We start from the raw sequence: 25,923 nt of genomic DNA, 5'->3' as shown, positions 1-25,923 counted from the left end.
CCGTGCCTGTGTGGACGGACAGCGGGACCGTGCGCGCACCGGTGAATCACCACCGCGACTGTGGTCCAGTGGACGATCGCCGAATGGACGTCCCTAGCGGACTGCTGTCCTGCTTTGGTGCCCCCGACCGGATTCGAACCGGCACTCGACCCCTTTTAAGGGGGCTGCCTCTGCCTGTTGGGCTACGGGGGCAGCGGCAGCCTAAGGTGCGACAGGCGGGCTGGGGACGGGTTTGTGACAACTCCGGCCGGGTGGCCCAACCGGAGTTGGGCCGTTTGCCCCTCAGCCCTTGGAGACCCTGGCGAACTCCGCCTTGGGGTCGTTGATCTGGCCCATCGAGATCACCTCACGCCGGAACAGACCGCCAGTTAACCAGTCCAGCGTGATGCGGACCTTGCGGTTGAAGGTCGGCATCGCCTTGACGTGGTAGGCGCGGTGCATGGCCCAGGCGAGGAAGCCCTTGGCCTTGATGTTGAACACGTCGCCGACGCCCTTGTGCAGGCCGAGGCTGGCGACCGAGCCGATGTTCTTGTGGAAGTAGTCCTTCGGCTCGGCACCGCGCAGCGCGGTGACGATGTTCCGGGCCAGCAGCCTGGCCTGGCGCACCGCGTTCTGGGCGTTGGGCGCGCAGATCGCGGTGGGGTCGTCCTCGGTGCGCGACAGGTCGGGGACCGCGGCGCAGTCACCGGCGGTCCACGCGTCGGACAGGCCCTCGACGCGCATGGCGGCGGTGGCGCGCAGGCGGCCCTGCTTGGTCAGCGGCAGGTCCGAGGCGGCCAGCACCGGGTTGGACTTGACCCCGGCGGTCCACACGATGGTGTCGCTGTCGAACTCGGTGCCGTCGGAGAGCACCACGTGCCCGTTCTCGAACGACTTGGCCAGCGTGGACAGGTACACCTCGATGCCGCGCTTCTCCAGCTGCATCACCGTGTAGACGCCCAGGCTCTCGCGCACCTCGGGCAGCACCCGACCGGCCGCCTCGACCATGACGAAGCGCAGGTCCTCCGGGCTGATGTTCTTGTAGTACTGGGTGGCGAAGCGGGCCATGTCCTCCAGCTCGCCGAGCGCCTCGATGCCCGCGAAGCCGCCGCCGACGAAGGTGAAGGTGAGCAACCGCTTGCGCAGCTCGGGGTCCAGCGTGCTGTCGGCCTCGTCGAGCTTGCTCATCACGTGGTTGCGCAGGTAGATCGCCTCGCCGATGGTCTTGAACGAGATGCCGTGCTCGACCAGGCCGGGGATGGGCAGCAACCGGGCCACCGAGCCGAGCGCCACGACCAGCACGTCGTAGCCCAGCTCCTCGGTGTGGCCGTCGGGCGCCTCGATGGTGACGACCTTGCGGGCGTGCTCGATCGACCGGGCGCGCGCGGTGATCACGTGGCAGCGCTTGAGCGCGCGGCGCAGCGGCACGACCACGTGCCGGGGCTCGATCGCGCCCGCGGCGGCCTCGGGCAGGAACGGCTGGTAGGTCATGTGCGGCTGCGGGTCGACGACGGTGACCGACGCCTCGCCGGAGCGCAGCTTGCGCTGCAGGCCGAGCGCGGTGTAGAGCCCGACGTAGCCGCCACCGAGGATCAGGATCCGGGTGGGCTCCGACTTTCCATGCGCCATGTCCCCATCGTGGCACTGGTGTGGGGTCACCGCGAGGCGCCCCTGTGTTGGTGTGACCCCGGTCGCTGGCGCGTTTGCGCTGGTGTGACGCCCGTCGCCGGGCTACCGGCCGCCGCGACGAGCGGTGATCACGAGCAGTGCGAGACCGGCGATCGACAGTAACGCGATCAACTCCACCGGTTCGGGTGTACGCGTGGCGGGCAGCACAGCCGCGACTCCCGCCAACCCGAGCGCGACTGCCTGTACCCCGGCTGCCCGGCGCAGGGTCGGGCGTAGGGCGGCGGGGTCAAAGCGGGCGCCTCTAGGGAGGAGACCGGCTAGGGCGCAGGTGAGGTGCAGGGCGTGGACCAGCGGAATCAGGACTAGGACGGCGGGTCTAAGAGGGTCGTCGCCAGTGAGGGCGACGCTTAGGGCTGCGCAGCAGATGAGGACTAGAGGAGCTGGTGAAGCGGGGAGCAGGACGCTGGCGAGTGCTAAGAGCGCGGCGATGGCGAGCATGACAGTGGACACACCGCTGAGGCCTAGGTCCAAGAGCATCCCGGCCGCGGCTAGACCAGCGGCACCGCGCAACCACCACGCGGACCAACCACGGCCTACATCCATGCTGGTCATGGGCGGACTCGGCGGAGGATGGCGGGGACCGCCTCGGGGGTGGTGACGACGGCTACGCCGTTGGCGCGCAGGGCTGTGCGGCGGGCGTGGTGTTCGGCGGTGAGGATCTGGCGGACGACCTCTCCCCAGGGGGTGTCGGGGTCGGCCACCAGCGGGGTCGGGAGGGTGTCGACGGCGATCACCAGGTGGTGGCGGGCGGCGGTGGTGGCCGCGGTGGCGGTGGCGTCGTCGAGGAACGGGGAGAGGAAGACGACCACCGCGCCCGGGGGGATCTGCCTGGGGAGGAGCACGGGGCGCGACGCCCGGCCCGAGGCGCGGGAGCAGGCGACGAGCTGGTGGCGCAGGCGGGTGAGTTGGCGCAGGCCGATACCGGGTGGCAGGGACAGCTGCGGGTGACCCAGGTCGATCAGTCCGACGCGGTCGCCCTGGCGCAGGTACCCGGCGGCGAGGGAGGCGGCGGCGCGGACGGCGGTGTCCAGGCTGCCGCCCGGGCGCACCTGCACGCCGGGCGCCGAGGTGGACCAGTCGGCGAGCTCGGCGGTGACGTCGGCCAGGGAGTCGAGCACCAGCACCAGGTCCGCGTCGACCTCGGCGTGCTGCTCGCGGACGTGCGGGACGGCCAGCGGGTCCCCGGTCGCGGCACCCGCGCGCAGGGTCACCCGCCAGTCGATCCTACGCAGCCGGTCGCCCGGGTGGAACGGCCGCACGGCCCGCAGCTCGACCCCGTCCCCCGCCCGCCGCGACCGGTGCGCCCCGACCAGCCCGGACACCCTCGGCGGCAGCGGCCCCGGACCGAGCGGCACGACCGGCGGCAACACCGTCCGCCTGGTCTCCACCCCGACCACCGGCCCACTGATCAGCAGCGCGTCCCGCCCCGCGGCGAGGTGGTCCGGCCGCAGGTCGACCCCCTCACCCCAGGCGTTCCACCGCACCGCGGCACGCACCGTCCGCGCGCCACCCGGCAGCAGCTGCACCGGCCCCAGCGACGCGTTCCCGGGCGTGGGCAACCGAATGGCGACGAACTCCACCCCCGGCCCCGCGTCGACCGTGATCACCGCCCGCGCCCCGTCCCCCGCCTCGACACTGCGCGGCAACGGTGCGATCCGCGGCACCGGCACCCCACCCACCGGCACCGCAAGCGCCGCGACCGTGGCCAGCAGCAACGGCACCCCGATGACCACGAGATCAACCCGGTGCAACACCACCCCGACCCCGACCAGCCCGAGCCCACCCACAGCCCCCCGGAACAACGCGTCCGTCCCCCGCCACCCCGCCCGCCCGGCCACCTGCCGCGCGGTCAAGAACACCCGCACCCGACTCACGCGTGACCACCTGCGCGATCCGGCGAGGCGACCGTGTTCCGCCGGTCCCGGGTCATGGGCGGGTGCTCGCGGGGCCGGGGACTGTGTGGAGGAGTTCGGTGATGATCTCGGTGGTGGTTGTGCCGGTGCTCCAGGTTTCCGGGCGGAGGGTGAGGCGGTGGGCGAGGGCGGGGGTGGCGCAGGACTTGACGTCTTCGGGGAGGACGTAGTCGCGGCCGTCGATGAGGGCCAGGGCTCGGGATACGAGGAGGAGGGCCTGGGAGCCGCGGGGGGAGGCGCCGACTTCGACGTTGGGGTGGGTTCTGGTGGCTCGGGCCAGGTCCACGCAGTAGCGGAGGATGTCCGGGTCGACGTCGACCTGTTCCACGGCGGATTGGAGGGTGGCGAGTTCGTCCGCGTCGACCACCGGGGTGACGGTGGTTTCCTCGCGGCGGCGGGCCAGGCGGCGGCGGAGGACCTCCACCTCGTCGTCGGCGGGCGGGTAGCCGATGTCGACGCGGAGCAGGAAGCGGTCGAGTTGGGCTTCCGGGAGCGGGTAGGTGCCCTCGTACTCCACGGGGTTCGCGGTGGCGAGGACGTGGAACGGGCGCGGCAGCGGGAAGGTGCGGCCCTCGACGGTGACTTGCCGTTCCTGCATGGCTTCCAGCAACGCCGACTGCGTCTTGGGCGGCGTCCGGTTGATCTCGTCGGCCAGCAGCAGCCCGGTGAAGACGGGCCCCGGTCGGAAGGTGAAGTCCCGTTCGGCGGGGTCGAACACGAACGACCCGGTGACGTCGGCGGGTTGCAGGTCCGGCGTGCACTGCAACCGCGTGAACCGCAGCCCGATCGCCCCGGCCAGACTCCGCGCCAGCAAAGTCTTTCCCAATCCCGGCACGTCCTCCAGCAGGACGTGCCCGCCCGCCAGCACAGCGGCGAGCGTCAACCGCAGCGCCCGCTCGCTGCCGACGACCACCTCCCCCACCGCCTTGGTGATCGCCTCGGCCGACTCGCTGACGGTCATCGTCCCTCCACAAGAGACTCAATCACCACGGGTTCGAGCAAGGCGCCAAGCCGCTCCGGCGTCGGTAGCACGGCACCCGGCGACGTGATCAGGTGGTGCAGCTCCGGCCCGATCCTGGCCCGCACCGCAGGTGAGTCCACATCGAACTCCCCGAGCGCCCGGAGGACGACGTCGCGGAGCCGGGGCTGGATCCTGGTGCGGAAGCGGTGCTGGTCGTCGGCGGCCTCGGCCAGCCGGGCGGCGAGGGTGGCGGGCTGCGGGTGGGTGCTGGAGGCCGTTTCGTCCGGGACGGCGGTCCACACCGGTTCGAGCGGACCGGACACGCGAACGGCGACCGCGGTGACCGCGGTGACCGGGATCGCGATGGCGATCGCCCAGAACAACGGGATACCGCCGGGCCAAGCGGCGACCACGACGACCAGCGCACCGGCGAGCAGCCCGAGCACGACCTCCTTCGCCGTCGTCACCGGTCCACCAGGGAATGCTTGATGCGGGCCAGGGCGTCAGCCGCGGTGTCGACGTCCTGCGGGGTGATCACGGCCGTCACCGGTCCACCAGGGAGCGCTCGATGCGGGCGAGGGCATCGGCCGCGGTGTCGACGTCCTGCGGGGTGATCACGGCGGCCGGGCTGAACCGGGCCCGGTGGTACGTGCGGCGCAGGATGCCGAGGGCCTGGGGGTCGACGGTGTGTGTCGTCAGGATGTGCTCGGCGAACTCGGTGGGTGTCTCGTGGGCCGCGCGCGGGGTGCCGAGCTGCGCGGCGCCGCGCTCCAGGGTCAACCAGGCGGCGATGACGGCGTTGGCCGGGTCACCGGCGGCGGGACCGGTGAGGTCCATGCGGGCCGAGCGCGCGGCGGCCGCCAGGTGGGGCACGGCGGACACGCCCTCCCCGTCGACCCGGCCGAGTGACCAGTCGAGCTCGGGCAGCGCGCGGCGGGTGCGGCGGCCGACCAGGTTCGCCGCCAGGCCCACCAGCCCGACGACCAGCATCGTCGCCACCGCGAGCAGCAGCAGGGCGGTGCTGATGCCGCTGATGAGGTCGAGCACCGGGTTCGGGTCGGTCGCGGCGGTGGCCGCCGGGGCGGTGGCCGGGTCGGGGTCGGTGGGCGCCGCGGCCCCCGGGCCCGCCGGGATCGCCGAGCTGCCGCGGGCAGCGGCGACCGCGAGCAGCAGCAGCGCGATCGCGACCAGCGGCGGGGCCAGGCGCGGGGACATGGGCGCCAGCTTGCCCCACCGGCGCCCCCGCGGACCAGGGCCGCGGGCCGCCGACCCGCGAGTCCGGCGCGCGCCGCCCGCCTGCCCGGCCGCACCCGGGTACGAGCGGCGCGGCGCCCGGATCGGGCTCCCGCGCACCGCACCTAGGCGCGCACGAAGGCCAGCAGCCTGCGCACCGAGCGGCGCGACACCTCCAATTTCCGCGCCGGATTCTTCGAATCACGGACCGAATTCCCGCCGGACCACCTGGCGAGTTCGACGCAATTATCGCTTTCGCTGTAGGAACTCTTTCGCCATTCCGGCAACACCGCGTTCATCAATGCCCCTCCGAGTTCGGCCCCCGTCGGGGCGCGCAATACCCGGGCATTATTCCGCGATTGTCGGGGACCCGTGAATCCCCTGCACGGGTAGCACCTCTGCACCGAACGCAGGGCACGGGGCTCCGGTCACCACTGACCAGAAGTTCGACCGAGAGTAACCATAACCGGGGTAGGGGTGAGTCCCACGGGGTGGCCGATGTCGCGGTCGCGGGCTTCGCGAAAGGGCAGCGAAACCAGGTCCGCGCGTGCTACCTTGCGAAACGCGCCCGAACAGGGAGCGCGGTGGCGGACAGCCAAGTAGCACTCTGCCGGGTGACACTCGCTCTATAGTATGACGCCCCGTAGCCGATCGTCCCCCTCGGAGTCGCACCATGCCAAGACAACGGGACCCCCGCTTCTCCAAGCGCCAGCTCGGCCGACTCCTGCGGACATTCCGCGAGCAGGCGGGCAAGACCCAACCCGAGGTCGCCACCACCATGGACTGGTCGGTGTCGAAACTGATTCGCATAGAGAAGGCCGCGGTGGGCGTCTCCACCACCGATCTGCGCGCGTTGCTCGCCGAGTACGGGATGCACGACCCGGAGGTGGTCGCGGACCTGGTCGAGGTGGCCAAGGAGAGCCGCGAGCAGCCCTGGTACGCCCGCTACGACGCGGTCACCAGCGAGCCGTTCCGGCGCCTGCTCGCCTACGAGGGCTCCACCGCCGCGGTCCACCAGTTCCACCCCGTGCTGGTGCCGGGGCACCTGCAGACCGCCGACTACGCGCGGGCCGTGCTCGGCAGCCACTACTCCGGCGTGGAGCTGGACCTCGCGGTGGAGTGCAGGCTCCAGCGGCAGTACCGGTTCGAGAGCGACCGGCCGAAGATGGTCGCGCTGGTCGACGAGGCCGCGGTGCGCCGGACCGTCGGCGGCCCCGAGGTGCTGCGCGCCCAGCTGCGGCACCTGCTCGCGCGGTCGGCGGAGGACTGCACGACCCTGCGCGTCGTCCCGTTCACCGCGGGCGCGCACCCGGGAATGGGTGGTGGGTTCATGTTGCTGGAACTGGACGACGAGATCGGCGACACCGTCCTGTTCGAGGAGTCGGTCGGTAAGGACTACCTCGCCACCGGCGACAGCGAGGTCGTCACCGCCGCCTGGGAACGGTTCCTCGCGATCGAGCAGTTAGCCCTGTCCGAGGCCGACACCACCACCCTGTTGCGGCACCTTGTCGAAAGCTGACAGTCCCAACTCGACCGCCCGGTGGCGGCCCACATGGGACCGCCACCGCCCACGACCGACACCGAGCGTCACCGCCGCGGAATAGCCCTTCCCGTTTTCCCGGAATCGCCATTCACCGCGGCCGCGGTGACCACGACGTCGAGCACGGGCACCGGCAACAGCCGAACACGCACCCTGATCTCCCGCACCGGTCCGCGCACCAGCAAGCGCAGCGACAGGAATACGAACCCCCATGACACCAGCACACCCAGCAGCACAGTCACCGTGGTTACCTCACCCGCCTGGGACAAATCCCTCCCCCGGCGCGGCGGTGGCGCTTCCCCGATCTTAACGGCGGCTGTCAACGCCACCATTCAGCCCACATCACTCGCCCGGGCGGACCCGGGCGGCGCGGCGCAGGACGTCCTCGACCATGGCCTGGGTGAGGCGGCCGGTGAAGGTGTTCTGCTGGCTGACGTGGTAGCAGCCGAACAGGGTCAGCGGCGGGCCGCCGTCGACCGCGGCGAGGTGGTGCTCGACGCCGTGGCCGAAGCGGGGGCGCGGCGTCGGGACCGACCACATCGCGGTCAGCACCGGAAGCAGGGCCTGCCAACCGAAGGCGCCGAGGACGACGACCGCGCGCAGCCTGGGGCGCAGCAGGGCGAACTCCTCGACCAGCCAGTGCCTGCACGCGTCGCGTTCGGCCGGGGTCGGTTTGTTGGCCGGTGGGGCGCACTTCACCGGCGCGGTGATCCGCACCCCGCGCAGTTCCAGGCCGTCGCCGACGTGGCTGGCGGTGGGCTGCGACGCCAGGCCCACGGCGTGCATGGCGGCGTAGAGGACATCGCCGGAGCGGTCGCCGGTGAACATGCGGCCGGTGCGGTTGGCGCCGTGCGCGGCAGGGGCGAGGCCGACGACGGCCACCGAGGCGTCCGGCGGGCCGAAGCCGGGCACCGGTCGCCCCCAGTAGTCCTGGTCGCGGAACGCGGCGCGCTTGGTGGCGGCGACCTCTTCGCGCCAGGCGACCAGGCGGGGACACGCCCGGCACCCGACGACGCGGCCGTCCAGCTCGGCGATGGTGCTCACGACCAGCAATCACACCACGTCACCGCCCCCGCCGCGCAGGCGCCACTAGGGTCGGTGACATGGCACCCACCGACGCAGCCGACGAGCCGAAGCCCGCCGTCGAGCCGACCGACGACCTCGTCAGCACCTCCCACTCGCTCACCGTCCGCAGGCGCAAGCTCAACTACACCGCGACCACCGGCCGGGTCGTGCTGCGCAAGGAGGTGACCACCGACGGCAAGTTCGAGGGGCACCAGCCCAAGGCCGAGGTCTTCCTCACCGCGTACACCCTCGACGGGGCCGACCCGGCGCGCAGGCCGGTGACCTTCGCCTTCAACGGCGGCCCCGGCTCGGCCAGCATCTGGCTGCACCTGGGCCTGTTCGGCCCGCGCCGGGTGGTCAGCGGCGACGCGGGCGAGCTGGCCGCGCCGCCCTACGGCCTGGTGGACAACACCGAGACCCTGCTGGCGCACAGCGACCTCGTCTTCATCGATCCGGTGTCCACCGGGTACTCGCGGGCGGTCAAGGGCGAGAAGGCGGGCGAGTTCCACGGCTTCGAGGGCGACATCGAGTCGGTGGGCGAGGTCATCCGGCTGTGGACGACCCGCAACGGGCGCTGGGTGTCGCCGAAGTTCCTGGCAGGCGAGTCGTACGGGACCACGCGCGCGGCCGGGCTGGCGCACCACCTGCAGACCAGGCGCGGGATGTACCTCAACGGGTTGATCCTGATCTCCTCGGTGCTCGACTTCGCCACACTGGACTTCACCACCGGCAACGACGTCCCGTACGCGCTGTTCCTGCCGAGCTACGCCGCGATCGCGCACCACCACGGCCTGCACGGCGACCGGCCGCTGCGCGAGGTGCTCGACGAGGCGGAGGCCTTCGCCGCGCGCGACTACCCGTACGCGCTCGCCCAGGGCTCCCGGCTGTCCACTGAGGACCGGGCGGCCGCGGTGGCCACCCTCGCGCGGCTGAGCGGCCTCGACCCCGACTACGTCGAGCGGGTCAACCTGCGGGTCGAGCACATTCGCTTCTTCACCGAACTATTGCGCCACCGCAAGCAAACGGTCGGGCGGCTCGACGGCAGGTTCACCGGGTGGGACAGCGACTACGGTCGTGAACGGTTCAGCGACGACCCGGCAGGCTCGGCCATCATGGGCGCCTACACCGCTGGTATGAACCACTACCTGCACTCGGAACTGGCGTACCCCAACGACTTGCCCTACGAGGTGCTCAGCATCGAGGTGAATCGATCCTGGTCGTTCAAGGAGTTCGAGAACGCGCACGTCACGGTCACCGACCGGCTCGCGGCGGCGATGCGCGCCAACCCGCACCTGCGGGTGCACGTCGCATCCGGGTACACCGACGGCGCGACCCCGTACTTCGCCACCGAACACTCCTTGGCACAGCTCGACATCCCCGACGAGCTGCGGGCCAACATCGAGGTTTGCTACTACGAGGCCGGGCACATGATGTACGTGCACGAGCCGTCCCGGTTGCGCCAGTCGAAGGACATCGCCGCGTTCATCGGGAAAACCGTTAGCTGATAAGCGGTTACCACGCGGACCCCGAGCCCGTACGCTGAGCGGCGTGTGGCCCCCGACCGGTCCGGTCGGGGGCGGTCTCAGCTGAGCCTCCCTTCGGCGAAGGGGTCAAGCGTGAGCGATATCGGGCGACGCCTGCGGCAGATCCGCAACGCGCGGGGCAAGTCGCTTGCGGTCGTTGCCGGGCTGGCGGGCATCTCGCCGTCGTACCTGAGCAGGCTGGAGTCCGGGCACCGGGCGCTGGACCGCCGGTCGCTGATCATGGCGTTGGCCCGGGCGCTGGACGTCGCGCCCACCGAGATCACCAACGTCGCCCTCGCGCTGCCCGGCGAGGCCGAGGAGGACCGCTCGCTCGGCGCGGTCCGGCTCGCCCTGTTCGCCGCGGCCATGCACGCGCGGCGCGGGCGGGTCTGCGGGGTCGACGAGCTGACCGACCGGGCCGAGCACCTGCTGGAGCAGCAGCGGCAGTGCGACTACGCGCTCGTCGGCGCCCGGTTGCCGGACCTCATCGACGACCTGCACACCACATTGGCGGCAGGTCGCGACCAACGGGAGGTCCTGCGGCTGCTCGTCGTCACCCACGTGCAGGGCACGCAGGCCTGGTTGGGTGACATCGGCGCCAGCCAGGACCTCGGCTGGCAGGCCTCGACCCTGGCCGCCGACGCCGCGCAGCAGCTCGGGGAGCCCGCGTACCTGGCGGTCAGCGGGTTCGGCACCGCGTTCGGCCTGATCGGTGCCGGTGGGTTCGACCTGGCCGAGCGGGTCCTGCACGACACGCACCCGGGCACGGCGGGCAACACCGAGCTGCAGATGGCGGGCATGTTGACGCTCACCAGGTCGCTGGTCGCGGCGGCGAAGGGCGAGCAGAGCGAACGGGCAGCGGCGCTCGACCACGCCGACAACCTGGCCAGGTACGCGGGCGAGGGCAACGCCCTGTGGTTCGGCTTCGGCCCGTCCAACGTCGGCGTGTGGCGGATGACGGTCGCGCTGGAAGCGGGCGAGCACGCCGAGGCGGTCCGGATCGCGAGCACGGTCGACCCGAACGCCCTGCCGTCCCCGACCCGCAAGTCCGCGTACTGGCGCGAGTACGGCCGGGCCCTGGCGCGGATGCCCAACCGCCGCGACGAGGCGGTGCTGATGCTGCGCCGCGCCGAGCGCATCTCCCCGGCCCGGGTCCACCGGCACCCGTTCATGCACTCGGTGCTCTCCGAGCTGCTGGCCCGCGCCCGCGACGACGCCATCGGCCGCGAACTGCGCGGCCTGGCCTATCGGGCCGGTCTGCTGTCCTGACATGCGTTACCGCTCATGGGTTCGCGGTGTCCGCGCCTCCGCCGATCGGGGGACATTGCCACTGTGGCAAAGCCCGTTCCCGGCCGTCTCCTAGCGTTGACCGCGGTGGAGGAGGTGATGGGTGTGGTCGGGGAGATCGGGTCCGCAGCACGGCTGGGCGGCACGGTGTGACGGCGACCCCGGAGCAGGTCGACACAGCACGGGCGATCGTCCTGCTCGCCGCCAAACTGGACACGCTACCCACGCGGCTGCGTGACTACGCCTCCGGTCTCATCATCGGCTGGGCCTCTCCCGAACAAGCCGACGCCCTGGCCGACGCCCTGGAGGAAACAGCACGACAGATCCGCCTCAACCGACCGAGGTTCGTGCTGACGATGGAATAACCCCGCTCCACCACAGGGCAGCGGGCCTCGCCGAGACCGACTCGACGGGGCCCGCTGTCATCCACAGTGGACACCGGATCAGGCCGTTGGCCTCCAGAGCAGTCCACCCATCATCGCGAAGGTAGTCCACAACCGCCTTGATGGGACCTACGACCGTCGACTTGCTCCTGCCCCGGCCTCTCCATGATCGCGCAGCATCCCACAAGGAGATCTCGGGGTGTTGTTCTGCCGGTTCGGTTGGTTGCGGGGCGGTTTCGGGCGTGCGTAGGGTCGGGTGTGTTGGTGTTGCGGCGAATGGGGGCGTGAGATGAGCGGTTCTCAGCAGGAGTCCGGGTACGTGCTGGACGAGGACACCACGGAGTTGTTCTGGGGGATGCTGGAGGACGAAGGGGTGCACCGGGCGGGGTTCGTGGCGCACATGAGCATGTGCTTCCACGAGGAGACCGCGGCGACGGCCTCGGGCGGCGAGGGGTGAGTTGAGCGGTGTACCGCATGACGTCGAGTGTGCGGGTTGTGGCGTTGGATGAGACGTTGGCGCGGGCGAGGCGGGTGGCGGCTGGGTTGGGGGTCACCCGGGTCACGGACACGACCTGGTTGGACTACCTGGGGATCCCGGTGTTCGCGAGCATCCGGCCTTCGGCGGGTGTGGGGTCGTTGTGCGTGAACGCGGGTAAGGGCGTTCGGGTGCGGGAGGCCCAGGTGGGCGCCTACATGGAGGCGATCGAGTACGCCCTGGCCGAGTGCGGTCCGCAGTCCCCCAGCGTGTTCGAGTCGACGCCTCGGGAGGTTGGGGGGCAGGGGTTCGAGTTCGTGGACCTGTGCCCGCTGCTGGGCCGTCCGGTCGACCCGGATGGGCCGCTGATGTGCGTGATGGCCGAGGACATCGCCGACGGGACCCTGGTCGCGCTGCCCGCCGAGTTGGTGTTCGCCCCGTACCGGGAGAACCAGGGGCAGCGGGTGTTCGGCAGCAGCACGACCGGGCTGGCCTCGGGCAACTCGGTGGCCGAGGCGACCGTGCACGGGCTGGCCGAGGTGATCGAGCGCGACGTCTCCGCGCTCAGCCACTTCGGGGACCGGTCGCGGTTGGTCGAGGTGGACACCGTGCCGCCGGAGGTCGCCGAGGTGGTCGCGAAGGTCGAGGACGCCGGGCTGCGGGCCGTGCTGCGGTACACGCCCACCGAGTTCGGGCTGCCCTACTTCCGGGCGTCCATCCTGGAACCGGACGACGACCAGCCGATCGCCATCGCCCAGGGCGCCGGCCTGCACCTGCTGCGCGACATCGCCGCAGTGCGCGGTTTGTGCGAGGCGGCGCAGTCCCGGCTGACCGGCATCCACGGTGGGCGTGACGACCTCATGGACCGGGTGAACTACTTCGCCGAGCCGGGCGCGGGCGGCAGTGACCGGGAGCGGCTCGCGACCCGTGAACTGCGCGCCCAGGTCACCGACACCACCGGATCCGTGCGCTACTCCGAGATCCCGGCAGGAACACCCGTGGACAGCATCGACTCGGCACTGAGCGAACTACGGAAAGCCCTCTCAAGCGCCGGAATCGAGCGCGCCTACCGAGTCACACTGTCCACACCAGACTTACCACTCGCCGTTGTCCGGGTGATCGTGCCCGGCATGGAGTCCTTCGAGCCCGGTCTCAAGCGAGTAGGACCGCGACTCGCGGCCAGGGTTCGCGCCGCGTGAAGAGCGTCGCCTTCGTAGGGCCGACCGCTTTCGGCCTGAGCGGTACGGTCTTCCCCGCCGATGTCGAGGTCCGCGGTCCCGTGCGCCGTGGTGACGTAGCCGCGCTGCTCGGCACCGAGCCGGGAGTCCTGATCGTGGTCGACGGCACCTTCCACAGCTTCCCCGCCGTGGGGCACGTCGAACTGCGCACGGCTATCGCCGAGGGGTGGCAGGTCTGGGGCCTGTCCTCGATGGGCGCCATCCGCGCCGCCGAGATGCGCCACCTCGGGATGCGCGGTTTCGGCGCGGTCTACCAGCGCTACGCCGACGACCCGGACTTCGCCGACGACGAGGTCGCTCTCCTGCACGCCGCCGAGGCACCGCACCGGCCGCTCTCGGAGCCGATGATCCACATCCGCTCGTTCGTGGGCGCACTGCGCGAGCGCGGCCTGGTGTCGCCCGCCGCCGCGGACAAGGTCATCGAGCACCTCAAGAACCGTTGGTACGCCGAGAGAACCCACCAGGCCCTCCGCGCCGCGCTGCAAGACCTGGCCGACCTCCCGCCCGCCGCGCTCCCCCCGTTCGACGACCACCGCCTCAAGAGCAAGGACCTCGTCCGGTTCACCACCGAGCAACCGTGGCGACTCGGCTGACCGGCGCGGCGCACCTGCTCGCCCGGGCACGGGACCACTGGAACCGCCCGGGCATGACCTCGCTGTCCGGCGCCCCGGTGCGCACGCTGCCCGGAACCCACCAGTCCACAGTGAACCCGTACTGGGACCTGGCGAGCACGGTGCCGGTGCACGAACGGTCCCTGCCGGTCGAGGGTTCGGGCGTGCTGGTCGAGGTCCTGCCCCCGCCGCACGGCCCGTTCGGCTGGTGGGTCCCGCAGAAGCAGATCGCCTGGGCGGTCCCCAGCCCGGGAGACCTCGCCTGGCTGGCGGAGCGGCTCGGCGGACGCCCGGTGCTGGACCTGGGCGCGGGCCTGGGCTACTGGTCGTGGCAGCTGCACCAGCTCGGCGTCGACACCCTCGCCTACGACCTCGGCACCGGCAGCCGGGCCTGGCTGGACGACGTCGAGCCGTACGCCACCGTCCACAGCGGACCAGCCGAGGTCGCCGCCGACCACCCCGACCGCGCGCTGCTGCTGTGCTGGCCACCCGCCAACGGCATGGCCGACACGGCGCTCCGCCACTACCGGGGCGACACGGTCATCTACATCGGCGAGCTGAACCCGGATGTCTGCGCGGGCCACGCCTTCTTCACCGCACTGGAGCGCTGGGACCTGCTGGGGCACAGCCCGTTCCACGTCAACCTGTACGGCTTCCGCGGTGTCCTGCGCGCGTACCGGCGCCGGGAAGGGAACAGGCCCCCTCGGCGGACCGAGGGGGCCTGTCAGAACAGTGCTACTTCAGGAACTTGCGACCGTTGGTGACCGCGTTCCAGGCGTCCACGGAGCCGTGCCCGTAGAAGCTGTTGAACGACGGGGTGCCGGTGCAGGTCGCGTTGAACTCCGCCGGGCGGCCGATGGGGGTGTAGTCCACCGTCCGCGGGGTCGGGCAGGCGATCTCGGCGGCGGTGCCCTCCAGGACCCGCTTGACCTTGTCCGGGGACAGCGACACGCCGGTGCGGGTGTAGTCGCCGTACTGGGACACGATCAGCGCCGCCACACCGGAAGCGTGCGGCGATGCCATCGAGGTGCCCTGGAGGTACTGGTAGTAGCCGCAGGTCCCGTCGGCCTTGCAGGCCTTCTGGACACCGAGCGCCTCACCGTCCGGGGTGATGTTCCCGGCCTCGTCGATCGCCCCCTCGGTCAGCGCGACGTTGCGGGGGTAGGTCGAGAGGATGAGGTTCTCGTTGGTGCGGTACCAGTCCGTGCCGAGGCCGTCCCGGAAGTAGCCGCCGGGGGCCGACACCGAGATGCGCTCGGTGCCGTAGTTGGAGTAGTCGGCCTTGGCCTGCGACGGGCCGTACGCGCTGACACCGATCGCGTGCGGGCCCTCGATCGGCAGCGAGAAGCAGGTCGCGTTGTCGATCGTGCGCGGGTACGCCGTGCCTGCCGGGTAGTCCGGGCTGCTGGAGTCGGGCAACGGGTTGCCCAGGTCCATGTGCCCGTTGCCCAGCGACACGATCTGGCTGACGCCCTTGCGGTGCGCGTACTCCATCGCCCGGTTGATGGACCGGACGATCAGCCGCTGCTCGGCGCGCTGCTCCGGGCTGTCGGCCGGGTTGTTGGCGCAGTTGTAGAGCCAGGGGTCCACGTAGAACGACATGTTGACCACGTCGATCCCCGCGTCGCCCGCGTAGGTCATCGCGTCGACGACCGGCTGCAGGAAGAAGTAGCCGGAGTCCTGGCCGCCGCGGATGTTGACGATGGACACGCCCGGCGCGACACCGGAGATGCCGAAGCCGTCCGCCGCCGCGGCGATGGTGCCCGCGACGTGCGTGCCGTGCCCGCCGTTGTCGACGTCCGCGGGGTCGACGCAGCCCCGGTACTCACAGGGGCCGTCGACGACCTCGCCGTTCTCGTCGAACGGGATGTCGCGGGTGAAGTTGCGCGACAGGGCCCGGTCGAAGTTGGGCGCGACGTCCGGGTGCGAGGCGTCCACACCCGTGTCCAGGATGCCGACCTTGACCCGCTTGTCCCCGGCCTGCTTGGTGCGGGCCAGGTCCGAGCGGACCGCGGTGAGACCCCACGCCAGCGAGTCGAGCGGGTCGAGACCCGCCGTGGTCGCCTTCGGGGACTTCTTCTTGCCCGCCTTGGCCGAGCGGCCCTCCTGCTCGACGGCCTTGGTCTTGGCCGCCTTGTCACCGCGCGGCGACTGGCCGATCGACTTCGAGCGGGCGGCGGTGTCGACCGCCCTGCTGCCTGCGAGGCGGGCGGTGAAGCCGTTCTCGGGGGCGGTGGCGGTGATCAGACCGGCTGCCTTGTTGCTGGTCACGACGGTGCCGCCTGCCGCGCGCACCGCGGCCTCCGCCGACTCGACGGACGCGCCGTCCGCGGCGAGCACGTTGAACTCGACGGTCTTGCCGGACAACGCCTGCTGGGCGTTGGCCGCGCTGGGCGCGACCAACCCCGCCAGGGTCACCACCAGCGGTACCGCGAGCGCGGCACCGACCAGTTTGCGACGATTCACGCGAACTCCTCCTCGTGAAACCATCCCTGAGAACGGCCCCCGACTCAGGGAACGATCGACTTCTCCTCGGCGAAGTGGCAGGCGCTGGGGTGGTTGGCGACGCGGGTCACCAGTTCCGGCTCCGCCGTCGCGCAGATGTCCTGCGCCTTCCAGCACCGGGTGCGGAACCGGCAGCCCGACGGCGGGTCGACCGGGCTGGGGACGTCGCCCTCCAGCCGGATCACCTGCCGCTGGTTGCGCAGTTCCGGGTCCGGCACCGGCACCGCCGAGAGCAGCGCCTGGGTGTACGGGTGGGTGGGGTGCTCGTAGATCTCTTCCTCGGTCCCGACCTCGACCATCTTGCCCAGGTACATCACCGCGACCCGGTCGGAGAGGTGGCGCACCACCGACAGGTCGTGGGCGATGAACACGTACGACAGCCCGAACTCGGTCTGCAGGTCACCCAGCAGGTTCATCACCTGGGCCTGGATGGACACGTCCAGCGCGGACACCGGCTCGTCGCAGACGATCACCTTGGGCCGCAGCGCGAGCGCGCGGGCGATGCCGATGCGCTGGCGCTGGCCGCCGGAGAACTGGTGCGGGTAGCGGTTGATGTGCTCGGGGTTGAGCCCGACCACGTCCAGCAGCTCGCGCACCTTCTTCGCCCGCGAGCCCTTCGGCGCCACCTCGGGGTGGATCTCGAACGGCTCGCCGATGATGTCGCCGACGGTCATCCTCGGGTTGAGCGAGGTGTACGGGTCCTGCAGCACGATCTGGATGTCGCGGCGCAGCTTGCGCAGCTCGCCGCCCTTCATCTTCAGGATGTCGCGGCCCTCGAAGGTGGCCGTGCCGCTGGTCGCCGGTTCCAGCCGCATCAGCACCTGGGCCAGGGTCGACTTGCCGCAGCCGGACTCGCCGACGACGCCGAGGGTCTCGCCGCGCTTGAGGTCGAAGGAGACCCCGTCGACCGCGCGGACGTACCCGACGGTGCGCTTGAACAGCACGCCGACCCGCACCGGGAAGTGCTTGACCAGGTCGCGGACCTCGATGATGTTGTCAGTCACCGCTGATCAGCTCCTCGGCGAAGTGGCAGGCGCTGAGCCGACCCGGGGCGAGGCGGTGCTGCGGCGGGACCTCGGTCTTGCAGATGTCCTGCACGCGCGGGCACCTCGGGTTGAACGGACAGCCCTGCGGGATGTTGAGCAGGCTGGGCGGCAACCCCTTGATGGTCCGCAGCTCGGTGCCCTTGAGGTCGAGCCGGGGCAGCGAGTCGAGCAGGCCCTGGGTGTAGGGGTGCCCCGGCTTGCGGTACAGGTCGCGGGCGTGCGACTGCTCGACGATGCGCCCGGCGTACATGACCGCGATCCGGTCGGCGACCTCGGCGACGACGCCGAGGTCGTGGGTGATCAGGATCAGGCCCATGTTCCGCTCGACCTGGATGTCCTTGAGCAGGTCCATGATCTGGGCCTGCACGGTGACGTCCAGCGCGGTGGTCGGCTCGTCGGCGATGAGCATCTCCGGGTCGAGCGCCAGCGACATCGCGATCATCGCGCGCTGCCGCATGCCGCCGGAGAACTCGTGCGGGTACTGGCGCACCCGGCCCTTGGAGTTGGGGATCTTCACCTGGTCGAGCAGCTCGATCGCGCGCTTGCGGGCGTCCTTGCGGGACATGCCCTTGCGCAGCCGCAGCTGCTCCTCGATCTGGAAGCCGACGGTGAAAACCGGGTTGAGCGCCGACAGCGCGTCCTGGAAGATCATGGCGATGCCCGATCCACGGACCTCCCGCCGCCGCCTCGACGAGGCCTTGAGCAGGTTCTCGCCGTGGAACCGGATCTCGCCGCCGGTGATGACGCCGGGCGGCATGTCCAGGATGCCCATGATCGTCTGCGCCGTCACCGACTTGCCGGAACCGGACTCGCCGAGCACGGCGAGCGTCTCGCCCGGCTCGACCCGGTAGCTGACGCCGTTGAGCACCTTGGCCACCCCGTCGCGGGTGCGGAACTCGACGAACAGGTCGTCGACCTCCAGCAGCGGGGCGCCCGGCACCCGGGCTGTCTCTTCGAAGTCCACTTCGGACCTTGTGGTGGTCATGGCGCTACCTCGCCTTGGGGTCCAGCGCTTCGCGCACGGCGTCGCCGAGCATCACGAAGGCGAGCACGGTCGCGGTCAGGAACGCAGCGGGGAACAGCAGGCTGTGCGGAGCCACCCGGATCACGTCGCGCGAGTCCGAGATCATCACGCCCCAGGACACGACCGGCGCGCGCAGCCCGATGCCGAGGAACGACAGCGTGGCCTCGGCCCCGATGAACGCGCCGAGTGCGATGGTCGCGTAGACCAGCACCGGGGCGACCGCGTTGGGCAGCATGTGCCGCAGGATGATCCGCGACGTGCTGGCGCCGAGCGCGCGGGCGGCCTTGACGTAGTCCTGCTGCTTGGCGGCGATGGCCGCCGACCGCATGATGCGCATGCACACCGGCCAGGACAGGATCGAGATGGACAGCACGACCAGCAGGATGATCTGGGTCGCGCTGGTGTCGCCGCTGGCGCGGAAGCTGGACAGGATGACGATGGCGCCCAGGACGAACGGCAGGCCGAAGAAGACGTCGGCGATGCGCGACATGAGCCCGTCGAGCCAGCCGCCGTAGTACCCGGCGAGCAGGCCGAAGGTCGATCCGATCAGGACGGTGAGCAGGGTGGCCGCCACACCGACGATGATCGAGGCCCGGCTCCCGTAGATCGTGCGGGAGAACAGGTCATAGCCCTGGTTGTCGTAGCCGAACCAGGCGGCCGCCGAGGGTCCCTCGCGGCTCTTGCCCAGTTCGGCGTAGTTCGGGTCCACCGAGGTGAACAGGCTCGGCCAGAACGCCATGAGCAGCACGAGCAGGATCAGCGCGGCGGAGACGATGAACAGGGGTCGCCTGCGCAGGTCGTGCCAGGCGTCGGAGGCGAGGCTGCGGGGCTTGTTGCCCTTGACCTCGGCGTGCTCGGCCGCGGTGACGAACTCCTCTGGGGCGGTCGTCACCGCGCTCGCGGTGCTCGGGTCAGTCATAGCGGATCCTTGGGTCGAGGACGGCGTAGAGCAGGTCCACCAGCAGGTTCGACAACAGGTAGACCATCACCAGCAGCGTGACGACGCCGGTGACCGTTACCCCTTCCTTGCCGATGATGCCGTCGTAGACGAGACTGCCGATGCCCTTGATGTCGAAGATGCCCTCGGTGACGATGGCCCCGCCCATGAGGGCGCCGAGGTCGGTACCGAGGAACGTCACCACGGGGATGGCGGAGTTGCGCAGCAGGTGCACGCCGACGACGCGCCGCTGGCGCAGTCCCTTGGCGGTCGCGGTCCTGACGTAGTCCGCGCGCTTGTTCTCCGCGATGGACGTCCTGGTCAACCTGGTCACGTAGGCCATGGACAGGCTGCCGAGGACGAACCCGGGGACGATGAGGTGCTCCCACGGCGCTGGTGAGGCGGAGACCGTGGTCTTGATCCACTTGAGCTCGAACCCGAGGGTGATCTGCAGGACGAAGCCGGTGACGAACACCGGCAGCGAGATGAGGAACAGGGTGGACACCAGCACGAGGTTGTCCAGGAAGCCGCGGCCGCGCAGGCCGGTCAGGACACCGGCGGCCAGTCCGATGACGGCCTCGATCGCCAGCGCGACGAGCGCGAGGCGGATCGTGTTCGGGTAGGCCTCACCGATGAGTTCACCCACGTCGAGCCCGCGGAAGGTCTCGCCGAAGTTGCCCTGCAGCACGTTGAGCATGTACTTGCCGTACTGCACGATCAGCGGGTCGCCGAGGTTGAACTTGTCCATCATGGCCTGGACGTAGGCGTCCGGGCAGGGGCGGTCGCCGCACTTGCCCGCGAACGCGTCGCCGGGAAGGCTCCAGACCAGCCAGTAGATCAGGAAGGTGGTCCCGATGAACACCGGGATCAGCTGTAGTAGTCGTCGGAGGACGTAGCGTCCCATTGTCTCTCCCAACCTGACTCCGGGCCGGGGGCGCGGGATCGCCGCACCCCCGGCCCGGAGTGGAACTGGTGTGAACTACTTCTTCTTGACCGTCACGCTGGTCAGGTCGAGTTCACGCAGCGAGCTGAGGCGGGCGTTGTCGAGCCGCTCGGACCAGCCGTACTGGGCGGTCTGGTTCCACAGCGGGATGACCGGGAAGTCCTCGGCCAGCACGCGCTCACCCTCCTGGTACAGCTTGTTCGCCTCGTCGACGCTGGGGGCGGAGTCCGCCTTGGCCAGGATCGCGTCGAGCTTGGGGCTGGTGTACTCACCGTCGTTCGAGGACGCGCCGGTGCGGTACAGCTGGTTCAGGAAGTTCTCGATCGACGGGTAGTCCGCGATCCAGCCGGTGCGGAAGATCGCGTTCATCTGGCGCGCGTTGATCTTCTGACGGGTCTCGGCGAAGGTCGGGATGGGCTCGTAGAGGCACTCGATGCCCAGCGCGTTCTTGATGCTGTTGCAGGTCGCGGTCATCCAGTCCTTGTGACCGCCGTCAGCGTTGGTCGAGAGCTTGACGGTGCCCTTGAAGCCGGACTTGGCCAGGTACTCCTTGGCCTTCTCCGGGTTGTAGGTGCACAGGTCGCCGCACTGGCCCTTGGCGTAGCCGGGGACAGCCGGGTTGACCCAGCCGTCGGCCGGGATGCGGGTGCCGTCGAAGATCTTGTCGACGATCTCCTGGCGGTTGATCGCCAGCGACAGCGCCTTGCGCAGGTCGGCGTTGGTGTAGGTCGGGTCGTAGTACGGGAAGGTCAGGGTCTGGTTGCCCATGTAGGGGGTCGACCCGTTGCGGCCCTCGAGGTCCTGCTTGTACTTGCCACCGGCGATGCCGGTCGGCGGGATGGTGTCGAGGAAGTCCAGGTCACCGCCGACGATGGCGGTGTAGGCGGCCTCGTTCGACTCGAAGATCTTGAACGTGAGGTCCTTGAACTTCGCCTTGTCGTCACCGGCGTAGTCGTCGTTGCGGGTCAGCACGATCTCGGCGTTGGGCTTGCGCGAGACGAACTTGAACGGCCCGTTGCCGATCGGCTTGGCCTCGAAGGCCTTCTGGTCGGCGAAGAACGAGTCCGGCAGCGGGAAGAACGGGTTGTAGCCCAGCTTCAGCGGGAAGACCGCGAACGGGGCGTTCAGGTTGACCTCGAAGGTGGAGTCGTCGACGACCTTGAGGCCGGACATCTCCTTCGCGGTGGGCTCGGGGGCCTTCTGCGGGCCCGCGGTGCCGTCGGGGTCCTCGGTGTGCACGTCCTTGTAGCCCTGGACCTGCTCGAAGAAGCTCGCGCCCTGCTGCCCGTTGGGGCTGTAGGCGGTGTAGTTCCAGGCGTCGACGAAGTTCTTGGCCTTCACCGGGGTGCCGTCGTGGAACTTCCAGCCCGAGTTCAGCGTGATCTTGTAGGTCTTGGAGTCGGTCGTCGCGATCTCCTTGGCCACCGCGTTCTTCGACTCGCCCGTGACCGGGTCGTACCTGGTCAGACCGACGAACAGGGCGCGGATGACCTTGCTGCCGCCGCTCTCGGTGGTGTTACCGGGCACGAGCGGGTTCTCCGGCTCGGTACCGAAGGCCGACAGCGCGCCATCGGCGTCAGCGGCCCCGGTGTTGCCACCGGTGGTGCCGCCGCTGCCGGTGTCCTCGCTGCCACCGCCACACCCCGCGATCGTGAGCGCGAGTGCAAGCGGCATCACCGATGCCGCTATCCAGCGTGGTTTGCGCATGGGTCTCCTCCCAGGCTAGTTCGACGTGCTCAGGCTTGGTACGCCCAACGGCAGTCGTCGATCGCGGAGCGGAACCGCCCGCTCCGAAAGTGAGTGGAAGTTAACCGGAGGGGTGAGTCAGCAGGCGATCGACAGCGTCACAAACGAGTCACAATCAGCGCGAGTTCATCCGTTTGGGGGATGGCCTCTTCGGAGAGTGACCGCTAACCGAACAGTTTGTCGTTGGCGATTCTGTGTCAGGGCAATGTTATGACGGCTATCCAAAGAACTGATGCGGTTCACTGATGGCCCGCGGCCTTCGCGACCGACAGCGCGATGCCGTCCAGAATGTCGTGTTCGCTCACCAGAAGGCTTGTGATCTCCGTCTCCAGCGCGACGCGCCTGGCCAGGGCCCGGACCACCACCGCGCCACCACCGATCACGTCCACCCGACCGGGGTGCATGGCCCCGATGGCGGCGCGTTCGTGGTGACCGGCGGTGAGCAGACGGGCGGTGATCGACTCGATCCCGGCGAACGGGATCCGGCTCAGGTGGATCAGGTCCGGGTCGTAAGCGGGCAGCCCGAGCGAGATCGCGGCCATGGTGGTGACGGTGCCCGCGACGCCGACGAACGTGCGCGCCGAGGCCACCGGGACCTGCGCGAACGCCTCATCGAGCAGCCGGGTGGCCACCGCGTCGGCCTCGGCCACCTCGGCCGCGGTCGGCGGGTCGGAGCGCAGCGCCCGCTCGGTGAGCCGCACGCAGCCCACGTCGGCGGAGTGGGAGCCGTCGAAGCGCGCCTCGACGCCGTCCCAGCTGCCCAGGACCAGCTCGGTCGACCCGCCGCCGACGTCGGCGACCAGGAACGGCCCGTCGTCGGGGTCGAGGTCGCCCACCGCGCCGAGGAAGGACAGCCGCGCCTCCTCGGCACCGCTGATGACCTCGGCCTCGACCCCGAGGACCTCGCTGGTCATGGCGAAGAACTCGGCGCGGTTGGCCGCGTCCCTGGTGGCCGAGGTGGCCACCATGCGCACCCGCTCGACGCCCTTGCCGCGCAGCACGCCGACGTAGTCCACCAGCGCGGACTTGGTCCTGGCGATGGCCTCGGGGGCGAGCAGGCCGGTGGCGTCGACGCCCTGGCCGAGCCGCACCACCCGCATCTCCCGGTGCAGGTCGCGCAGGGCGGCCGAACCGTCGTGCCCGGTGGCCACCTCGGCCACCAGCAGGCGGATCGAGTTCGTGCCGCAGTCGATGGCGGCCACTCTGCTCATGGGCACGAGCCTAAGCGCCGGTTTTCCGGCGTGTCCTGCCGGGCCGGGTGCCGCCGCTTTCGGGGCTTTGCCGAGTCGGAATGCGCGGACGTGCGCCGATCGCACCCGGTGGGGTCCGGATTCACCGGGACGGGCAAGGCGCGACACAGCCCGTCAATAACGAGTGGCGCGGTCGGCGCTTCATTACCGGTTGCCATTTGTCAGTCGTCACGCTGCCATCCCGCAACAGTGTGAAGGAAGTGGCCGACGCGGTGGTGGCGGCGGTCAGAGCCGGGAGGGCACGCGGGTGGGCCGGTCCACCTCGGACAGCTCGGCGTCGCACGCGGCGAGGTGGGCGGCGAGCGCCGCGGCGTAGTCGCGACCCGCCGCGTCGAGCAGCAGCGCCCTGCGGGTGGCGAACCCGCCGGTCAGCGCCCCCGCGTCGGCGATGACCGCGGCCAGCGCGGCCGCCGGGTCGTCGGTGACCTCGTCGACCAGGCCGACCCGGAGCGCCTGCGCCGCGGTCAGCTCGGCGCCGCGCACGGCGAGGCTCCTGGCCCTGGCCGCGCCGAGGTGGGTGGCGAGCCGGTGCAGGACCATGCCCGGCCAGACCCGGCCCCGCTCCCGCGGCAGCCCGATCCGCGCGTCGGCGGCGGCGATGCGGTGGTCGGCGACCAGCGCGGTCTCCAGCGCCGGGCCGGAGCAGGCGCCAACGACCACGGCGACGACCGGGACGTCGATCCGCTCGACCCGGCGCAGCACCCGCTCCCAGGCCGCGACGTCGGCGACGTCCGCGGTGCCCGGCCACGTCCGCGCCGTCGCGCGGTGCCACAGCACCAGCGGCCCGCCGTCGCGCTCCGCCGCCGCGCACGCCCGCTCGAGCAGGACCGCCAGCTCGGCCATGGGCCGGTCACCGCGCGCACCGACCCCGGGTCGACCGGCCGCGCGGTCGGTGGACCTCGGGACTGGACCTGTCATCGCTCCCCCTCGACTGCTCCCCCGGGCCCCACCCCGGCCCACGCGCCATTCGACCGTCCACAAGCGACAGTCGATGGGCGCGCGGTGTGGAATATATAAAAAAACAAACACCCCCTGGCGGCACCCAGGATGCGCACAGCCGGTGAGCGGTGTCAACCAAGTCGGGTCCTTCGGCTGCGGCATCGGCGAAAGCGCCACCGCGCACCGCGTCGGCGACTATTCTGGTGGGCCGCCCACAAGATCTTTGCCTTGTGGCACAGGGTAGTGCCCAGGCGAGCCAAGATCGTCAATTGCCGAATGCGAGAACCGCCCCACTCGAATCGAGTGGGGCGGTTCCGTTCGGCGTTGTCGCCGCGGTCTTACGGGGTCGGCACGACGGTCGACCCAGCGGCACCGGTGGCCTGGACCGGCGAGCTCAGCGGCGCGCACGGGTCGGGGACGGGCGTCGTGGTGGGCGTCGGGGTCGGCGTGGTCGACTCGGTCGGCTCGACGCAGCTCGGCGCGGTGGTCGGCGTCGTGGTGCTGCTGGTCGGGTCGGTGGTGGTCGTCGGCGTGCTGGTCGGGGCCGTGGTCTGGCTCGCGGTCGGCTCCGTGGTCGTGGTGGAGGCGTCGCTGGAGCCGGAGGGCTGCGTGGTGCCCACCGGCGGGGTGCTCGGGTTCTGCGTCGGCTGCACACCCTCGACCGGCGGGGTGTTGCCGCCCTGCGGCCTGGGCTCGACCGGTGCGGGCAGCGCGAGCTGCTCGGCCTGGTCCACCGGGGTGCTCGGCAGCGGCGTGACGCCCTTGGCGTAGGCGTCGGCCCAGATCAGGACCGTGCGCACGTAGCTGTCGGAGTGGTTGTAGCGGAACACCGCCGTGGCCCGCTGCTGCGGGTTCGACAGGTCGAGGCCACCGGAGCACAGGTACTTGCCCGCGCCGAGGGTGGCGTCGTAGATGTTGTTCGGGTCCGTCTCGCCGTCGCCGTTGCCGTCGGAGGCGTAGCCCTTCCAGGTCGACGGGATGAACTGCATCGGGCCGACCGCGCGGTCCCAGCGGGCGTCGCCGTCGTAGCGGCCGCCGTCGGTGTCGCGGATCGCGGCGAAGCCACCGCCGTTGAGCACCGGGCCCAGGATCGGGCTCGCGGTGCGGCCGCTGGCGTCGACCCGGCCACCGCGCGCGTGGTTGGACTCGATGCGGCCGATGCTGGCCAGCAGCGGCCAGTCGATCTTGCAGCCGGGCGTGGTGGTGGCCAGCGTCTGCGCGGCGCGCATGTAGGCCTGCAGCATCGTGCCCGGGATGCCGTTGGGGCCGCCCGGCAGCGGGGAGACCGCTGGGCCTGCCGTGTACTTGAGCAGCTCCGGCGTACCCGCCAGGGCGAGGATCTGCTTGCCGAGCTCGGTGTTCTCCGGCGCGGAACCGTCCGCGCCCACCTCGCTGGGGTCGGTCAGGCCGAAGAGCCCACCACCGACGTGCTTGGCCAGCGTGACACCGCCCGCGTCATCGGCACCGGCGAAGTTCACCGGCTCGCCCGCGACGACGACGGGGACGAGCAGCAACGCGCCTGCCGCCGCGGCCGCGCCCCGTCTGCGCTTTCTCTGCTGCCGGTGCTTGCCCGCCTTCCCGCCCCCGGTCCTGGAACTCACCGTCAAACCCCGCCCCTCGGTTGTGCTTCCGCCTG

Annotated in this window: 26 protein-coding genes and 1 tRNA gene; 8 read left to right on the top strand and 19 right to left on the bottom strand. The window is 70.8% G+C overall.

The features are described 5' to 3' along the window. Positions 1–115: 115 nt before the first annotated feature. The 8 genes from BMY07_RS18470 to BMY07_RS18435 form a co-directional block, all read right to left on the bottom strand. Positions 116–192: transfer RNA gene (locus tag BMY07_RS18470), tRNA-Leu, on the bottom strand. A gap of 90 nt (positions 193–282) precedes the next feature. Further along, positions 283–1,608, bottom strand: a complete 1,326-nt coding sequence (locus BMY07_RS18465; protein ID WP_092779842.1) for an NAD(P)/FAD-dependent oxidoreductase — start codon at positions 1,606–1,608, stop codon at positions 283–285. Between the two features lie 102 nt (positions 1,609–1,710). After that, positions 1,711–2,220, bottom strand: a complete 510-nt coding sequence (locus tag BMY07_RS18460) for a hypothetical protein (RefSeq protein WP_143073537.1) — start codon at positions 2,218–2,220, stop codon at positions 1,711–1,713. Then, positions 2,217–3,542, bottom strand: coding sequence for a DUF58 domain-containing protein (locus tag BMY07_RS18455; RefSeq protein WP_092779838.1), 1,326 nt, complete (start codon positions 3,540–3,542; stop codon positions 2,217–2,219). Before BMY07_RS18455 ends, BMY07_RS18460 begins: the two co-directional genes overlap by 4 nt. Positions 3,543–3,594: 52 nt before the next feature. Further along, positions 3,595–4,542 carry an AAA family ATPase gene (locus BMY07_RS18450; RefSeq protein ID WP_092779836.1) on the bottom strand — a complete coding sequence of 316 codons (948 nt, stop codon included), beginning with the start codon at positions 4,540–4,542 and terminating at the stop codon, positions 3,595–3,597. Beyond that, the gene (locus BMY07_RS18445) at positions 4,539–5,009 is read right to left on the bottom strand and encodes a hypothetical protein (protein ID WP_092779834.1); all 471 of its coding nucleotides are present in this window, start codon (positions 5,007–5,009) and stop codon (positions 4,539–4,541) included. The genes BMY07_RS18450 and BMY07_RS18445 overlap by 4 nt, the downstream gene beginning before the upstream one ends. Positions 5,010–5,085: 76 nt before the next feature. Then, positions 5,086–5,757, bottom strand: coding sequence for a DUF4129 domain-containing protein (locus BMY07_RS18440; protein ID WP_092779832.1), 672 nt, complete (start codon positions 5,755–5,757; stop codon positions 5,086–5,088). 143 nt (positions 5,758–5,900) lie between these two features. Then, on the bottom strand, positions 5,901–6,074 hold the full coding sequence (locus BMY07_RS18435) for a DUF397 domain-containing protein (protein WP_121393783.1): 174 nt from the start codon (positions 6,072–6,074) through the stop codon (positions 5,901–5,903). A gap of 374 nt (positions 6,075–6,448) precedes the next feature. Between BMY07_RS18435 and BMY07_RS18430 the strand changes: the two genes are divergently transcribed. Continuing rightward, complete coding sequence (locus BMY07_RS18430) at positions 6,449–7,294, top strand: helix-turn-helix domain-containing protein (RefSeq protein ID WP_092779830.1); 846 nt, start codon at positions 6,449–6,451, stop codon at positions 7,292–7,294. A 68-nt stretch (positions 7,295–7,362) separates the two neighbouring features. Here BMY07_RS18430 and BMY07_RS18425 read toward each other — a convergent pair whose 3' ends face one another. Together BMY07_RS18425 and BMY07_RS18420 are read right to left on the bottom strand one after the other, a co-directional pair. Beyond that, a complete protein-coding gene (locus BMY07_RS18425; RefSeq protein ID WP_143073536.1) occupies positions 7,363–7,557 on the bottom strand; it encodes a hypothetical protein in 195 nt (64 codons plus the stop codon). Between the two features lie 100 nt (positions 7,558–7,657). After that, the gene (locus BMY07_RS18420) at positions 7,658–8,359 is read right to left on the bottom strand and encodes a uracil-DNA glycosylase (RefSeq protein WP_092780069.1); all 702 of its coding nucleotides are present in this window, start codon (positions 8,357–8,359) and stop codon (positions 7,658–7,660) included. A 59-nt stretch (positions 8,360–8,418) separates the two neighbouring features. On the opposite strand from BMY07_RS18420, the gene BMY07_RS18415 reads away from it, so the two are divergent. The 7 genes from BMY07_RS18415 to BMY07_RS18390 all read left to right on the top strand — a co-directional run bounded on the left by BMY07_RS18415 (position 8,419) and on the right by BMY07_RS18390 (position 14,661). Further along, complete coding sequence (locus BMY07_RS18415) at positions 8,419–9,885, top strand: S10 family peptidase (RefSeq protein WP_092779826.1); 1,467 nt, start codon at positions 8,419–8,421, stop codon at positions 9,883–9,885. A gap of 111 nt (positions 9,886–9,996) precedes the next feature. Continuing rightward, positions 9,997–11,172, top strand: a complete 1,176-nt coding sequence (locus BMY07_RS18410; RefSeq protein ID WP_092779824.1) for a helix-turn-helix domain-containing protein — start codon at positions 9,997–9,999, stop codon at positions 11,170–11,172. 167 nt (positions 11,173–11,339) lie between these two features. Next, the gene (locus BMY07_RS18405) at positions 11,340–11,555 is read left to right on the top strand and encodes a hypothetical protein (RefSeq protein WP_092779822.1); all 216 of its coding nucleotides are present in this window, start codon (positions 11,340–11,342) and stop codon (positions 11,553–11,555) included. A gap of 307 nt (positions 11,556–11,862) precedes the next feature. Continuing rightward, the gene (locus BMY07_RS34405; protein ID WP_177215630.1) at positions 11,863–12,030 is read left to right on the top strand and encodes a hypothetical protein; all 168 of its coding nucleotides are present in this window, start codon (positions 11,863–11,865) and stop codon (positions 12,028–12,030) included. A gap of 17 nt (positions 12,031–12,047) precedes the next feature. Continuing rightward, positions 12,048–13,247, top strand: a complete 1,200-nt coding sequence (locus tag BMY07_RS18400; RefSeq protein WP_092779820.1) for a YcaO-like family protein — start codon at positions 12,048–12,050, stop codon at positions 13,245–13,247. Continuing rightward, positions 13,244–13,879, top strand: a complete 636-nt coding sequence (locus tag BMY07_RS18395; RefSeq protein WP_092779818.1) for a TfuA-like protein — start codon at positions 13,244–13,246, stop codon at positions 13,877–13,879. Before BMY07_RS18400 ends, BMY07_RS18395 begins: the two co-directional genes overlap by 4 nt. Then, positions 13,864–14,661 carry a class I SAM-dependent methyltransferase gene (locus tag BMY07_RS18390; protein WP_092779816.1) on the top strand — a complete coding sequence of 266 codons (798 nt, stop codon included), beginning with the start codon at positions 13,864–13,866 and terminating at the stop codon, positions 14,659–14,661. Before BMY07_RS18395 ends, BMY07_RS18390 begins: the two co-directional genes overlap by 16 nt. On the opposite strand, the gene BMY07_RS18385 is transcribed toward BMY07_RS18390, so the two are convergent. From BMY07_RS18385 to BMY07_RS18345, 9 genes are all read right to left on the bottom strand, one after another. Beyond that, positions 14,633–16,387: a S8 family serine peptidase gene (locus BMY07_RS18385; protein ID WP_092779814.1), complete on the bottom strand. Its 1,755-nt coding sequence runs from the start codon at positions 16,385–16,387 to the stop codon at positions 14,633–14,635. The two genes, BMY07_RS18390 and BMY07_RS18385, sit on opposite strands and share 29 nt — an antisense overlap. A 20-nt stretch (positions 16,388–16,407) precedes the next feature. Further along, positions 16,408–17,406, bottom strand: a complete 999-nt coding sequence (locus BMY07_RS18380) for an ABC transporter ATP-binding protein (protein ID WP_092779812.1) — start codon at positions 17,404–17,406, stop codon at positions 16,408–16,410. Next, positions 17,399–18,433 carry an ABC transporter ATP-binding protein gene (locus tag BMY07_RS18375; RefSeq protein ID WP_092779810.1) on the bottom strand — a complete coding sequence of 345 codons (1,035 nt, stop codon included), beginning with the start codon at positions 18,431–18,433 and terminating at the stop codon, positions 17,399–17,401. Before BMY07_RS18375 ends, BMY07_RS18380 begins: the two co-directional genes overlap by 8 nt. 4 nt (positions 18,434–18,437) lie before the next feature. Then, positions 18,438–19,391: an ABC transporter permease gene (locus BMY07_RS18370; RefSeq protein WP_092779808.1), complete on the bottom strand. Its 954-nt coding sequence runs from the start codon at positions 19,389–19,391 to the stop codon at positions 18,438–18,440. Next, a complete protein-coding gene (locus BMY07_RS18365; RefSeq protein WP_092779806.1) occupies positions 19,384–20,313 on the bottom strand; it encodes an ABC transporter permease in 930 nt (309 codons plus the stop codon). The genes BMY07_RS18370 and BMY07_RS18365 overlap by 8 nt, the downstream gene beginning before the upstream one ends. A gap of 75 nt (positions 20,314–20,388) precedes the next feature. Further along, positions 20,389–22,059: a peptide ABC transporter substrate-binding protein gene (locus BMY07_RS18360; RefSeq protein ID WP_177215629.1), complete on the bottom strand. Its 1,671-nt coding sequence runs from the start codon at positions 22,057–22,059 to the stop codon at positions 20,389–20,391. 278 nt (positions 22,060–22,337) lie between these two features. Next, complete coding sequence (locus BMY07_RS18355; protein WP_092779804.1) at positions 22,338–23,309, bottom strand: Ppx/GppA phosphatase family protein; 972 nt, start codon at positions 23,307–23,309, stop codon at positions 22,338–22,340. A 264-nt stretch (positions 23,310–23,573) separates the two neighbouring features. Next, a complete protein-coding gene (gene dpgB, locus BMY07_RS18350) occupies positions 23,574–24,266 on the bottom strand; it encodes an enoyl-CoA-hydratase DpgB (protein ID WP_177215628.1) in 693 nt (230 codons plus the stop codon). A 359-nt stretch (positions 24,267–24,625) separates the two neighbouring features. After that, positions 24,626–25,888 (bottom strand): lytic transglycosylase domain-containing protein, encoded by a 1,263-nt coding sequence (locus BMY07_RS18345; protein WP_245782469.1) that lies wholly within the window; start codon positions 25,886–25,888, stop codon positions 24,626–24,628. Positions 25,889–25,923 lie beyond the last annotated feature (35 nt).

It is taken from the genome of Actinokineospora terrae (assembly GCF_900111175.1).
Taxonomy (GTDB): Bacteria; Actinomycetota; Actinomycetes; order Mycobacteriales; family Pseudonocardiaceae; genus Actinokineospora; species Actinokineospora terrae.
This window is presented reverse-complemented; position numbering and strand designations above follow the sequence as displayed.

What these genes read in the sequence shown, in the direction of transcription:
- BMY07_RS18435 (WP_121393783.1), bottom strand. Translation starts at nt 6,074, where the DNA reads ATGAACGCGGTGTTGCCGGAATGGCGAAAGAGTTCCTACAGCGAAAGC.
- BMY07_RS18430 (WP_092779830.1), top strand. Translation starts at nt 6,449, where the DNA reads ATGCCAAGACAACGGGACCCCCGCTTCTCCAAGCGCCAGCTCGGCCGA.
- BMY07_RS18465 (WP_092779842.1), bottom strand. Translation starts at nt 1,608, where the DNA reads ATGGCGCATGGAAAGTCGGAGCCCACCCGGATCCTGATCCTCGGTGGC.
- BMY07_RS18385 (WP_092779814.1), bottom strand. Translation starts at nt 16,387, where the DNA reads ATGGTTTCACGAGGAGGAGTTCGCGTGAATCGTCGCAAACTGGTCGGT.
- BMY07_RS18460 (WP_143073537.1), bottom strand. Translation starts at nt 2,220, where the DNA reads ATGACCAGCATGGATGTAGGCCGTGGTTGGTCCGCGTGGTGGTTGCGC.
- BMY07_RS18360 (WP_177215629.1), bottom strand. Translation starts at nt 22,059, where the DNA reads ATGCGCAAACCACGCTGGATAGCGGCATCGGTGATGCCGCTTGCACTC.
- BMY07_RS18365 (WP_092779806.1), bottom strand. Translation starts at nt 20,313, where the DNA reads ATGGGACGCTACGTCCTCCGACGACTACTACAGCTGATCCCGGTGTTC.
- dpgB (WP_177215628.1), bottom strand. Translation starts at nt 24,266, where the DNA reads ATGACAGGTCCAGTCCCGAGGTCCACCGACCGCGCGGCCGGTCGACCC.
- BMY07_RS18440 (WP_092779832.1), bottom strand. Translation starts at nt 5,757, where the DNA reads ATGTCCCCGCGCCTGGCCCCGCCGCTGGTCGCGATCGCGCTGCTGCTG.
- BMY07_RS18400 (WP_092779820.1), top strand. Translation starts at nt 12,048, where the DNA reads ATGACGTCGAGTGTGCGGGTTGTGGCGTTGGATGAGACGTTGGCGCGG.
- BMY07_RS18375 (WP_092779810.1), bottom strand. Translation starts at nt 18,433, where the DNA reads ATGACCACCACAAGGTCCGAAGTGGACTTCGAAGAGACAGCCCGGGTG.
- BMY07_RS18355 (WP_092779804.1), bottom strand. Translation starts at nt 23,309, where the DNA reads ATGAGCAGAGTGGCCGCCATCGACTGCGGCACGAACTCGATCCGCCTG.
- BMY07_RS34405 (WP_177215630.1), top strand. Translation starts at nt 11,863, where the DNA reads ATGAGCGGTTCTCAGCAGGAGTCCGGGTACGTGCTGGACGAGGACACC.
- BMY07_RS18450 (WP_092779836.1), bottom strand. Translation starts at nt 4,542, where the DNA reads ATGACCGTCAGCGAGTCGGCCGAGGCGATCACCAAGGCGGTGGGGGAG.
- BMY07_RS18370 (WP_092779808.1), bottom strand. Translation starts at nt 19,391, where the DNA reads ATGACTGACCCGAGCACCGCGAGCGCGGTGACGACCGCCCCAGAGGAG.
- BMY07_RS18415 (WP_092779826.1), top strand. Translation starts at nt 8,419, where the DNA reads ATGGCACCCACCGACGCAGCCGACGAGCCGAAGCCCGCCGTCGAGCCG.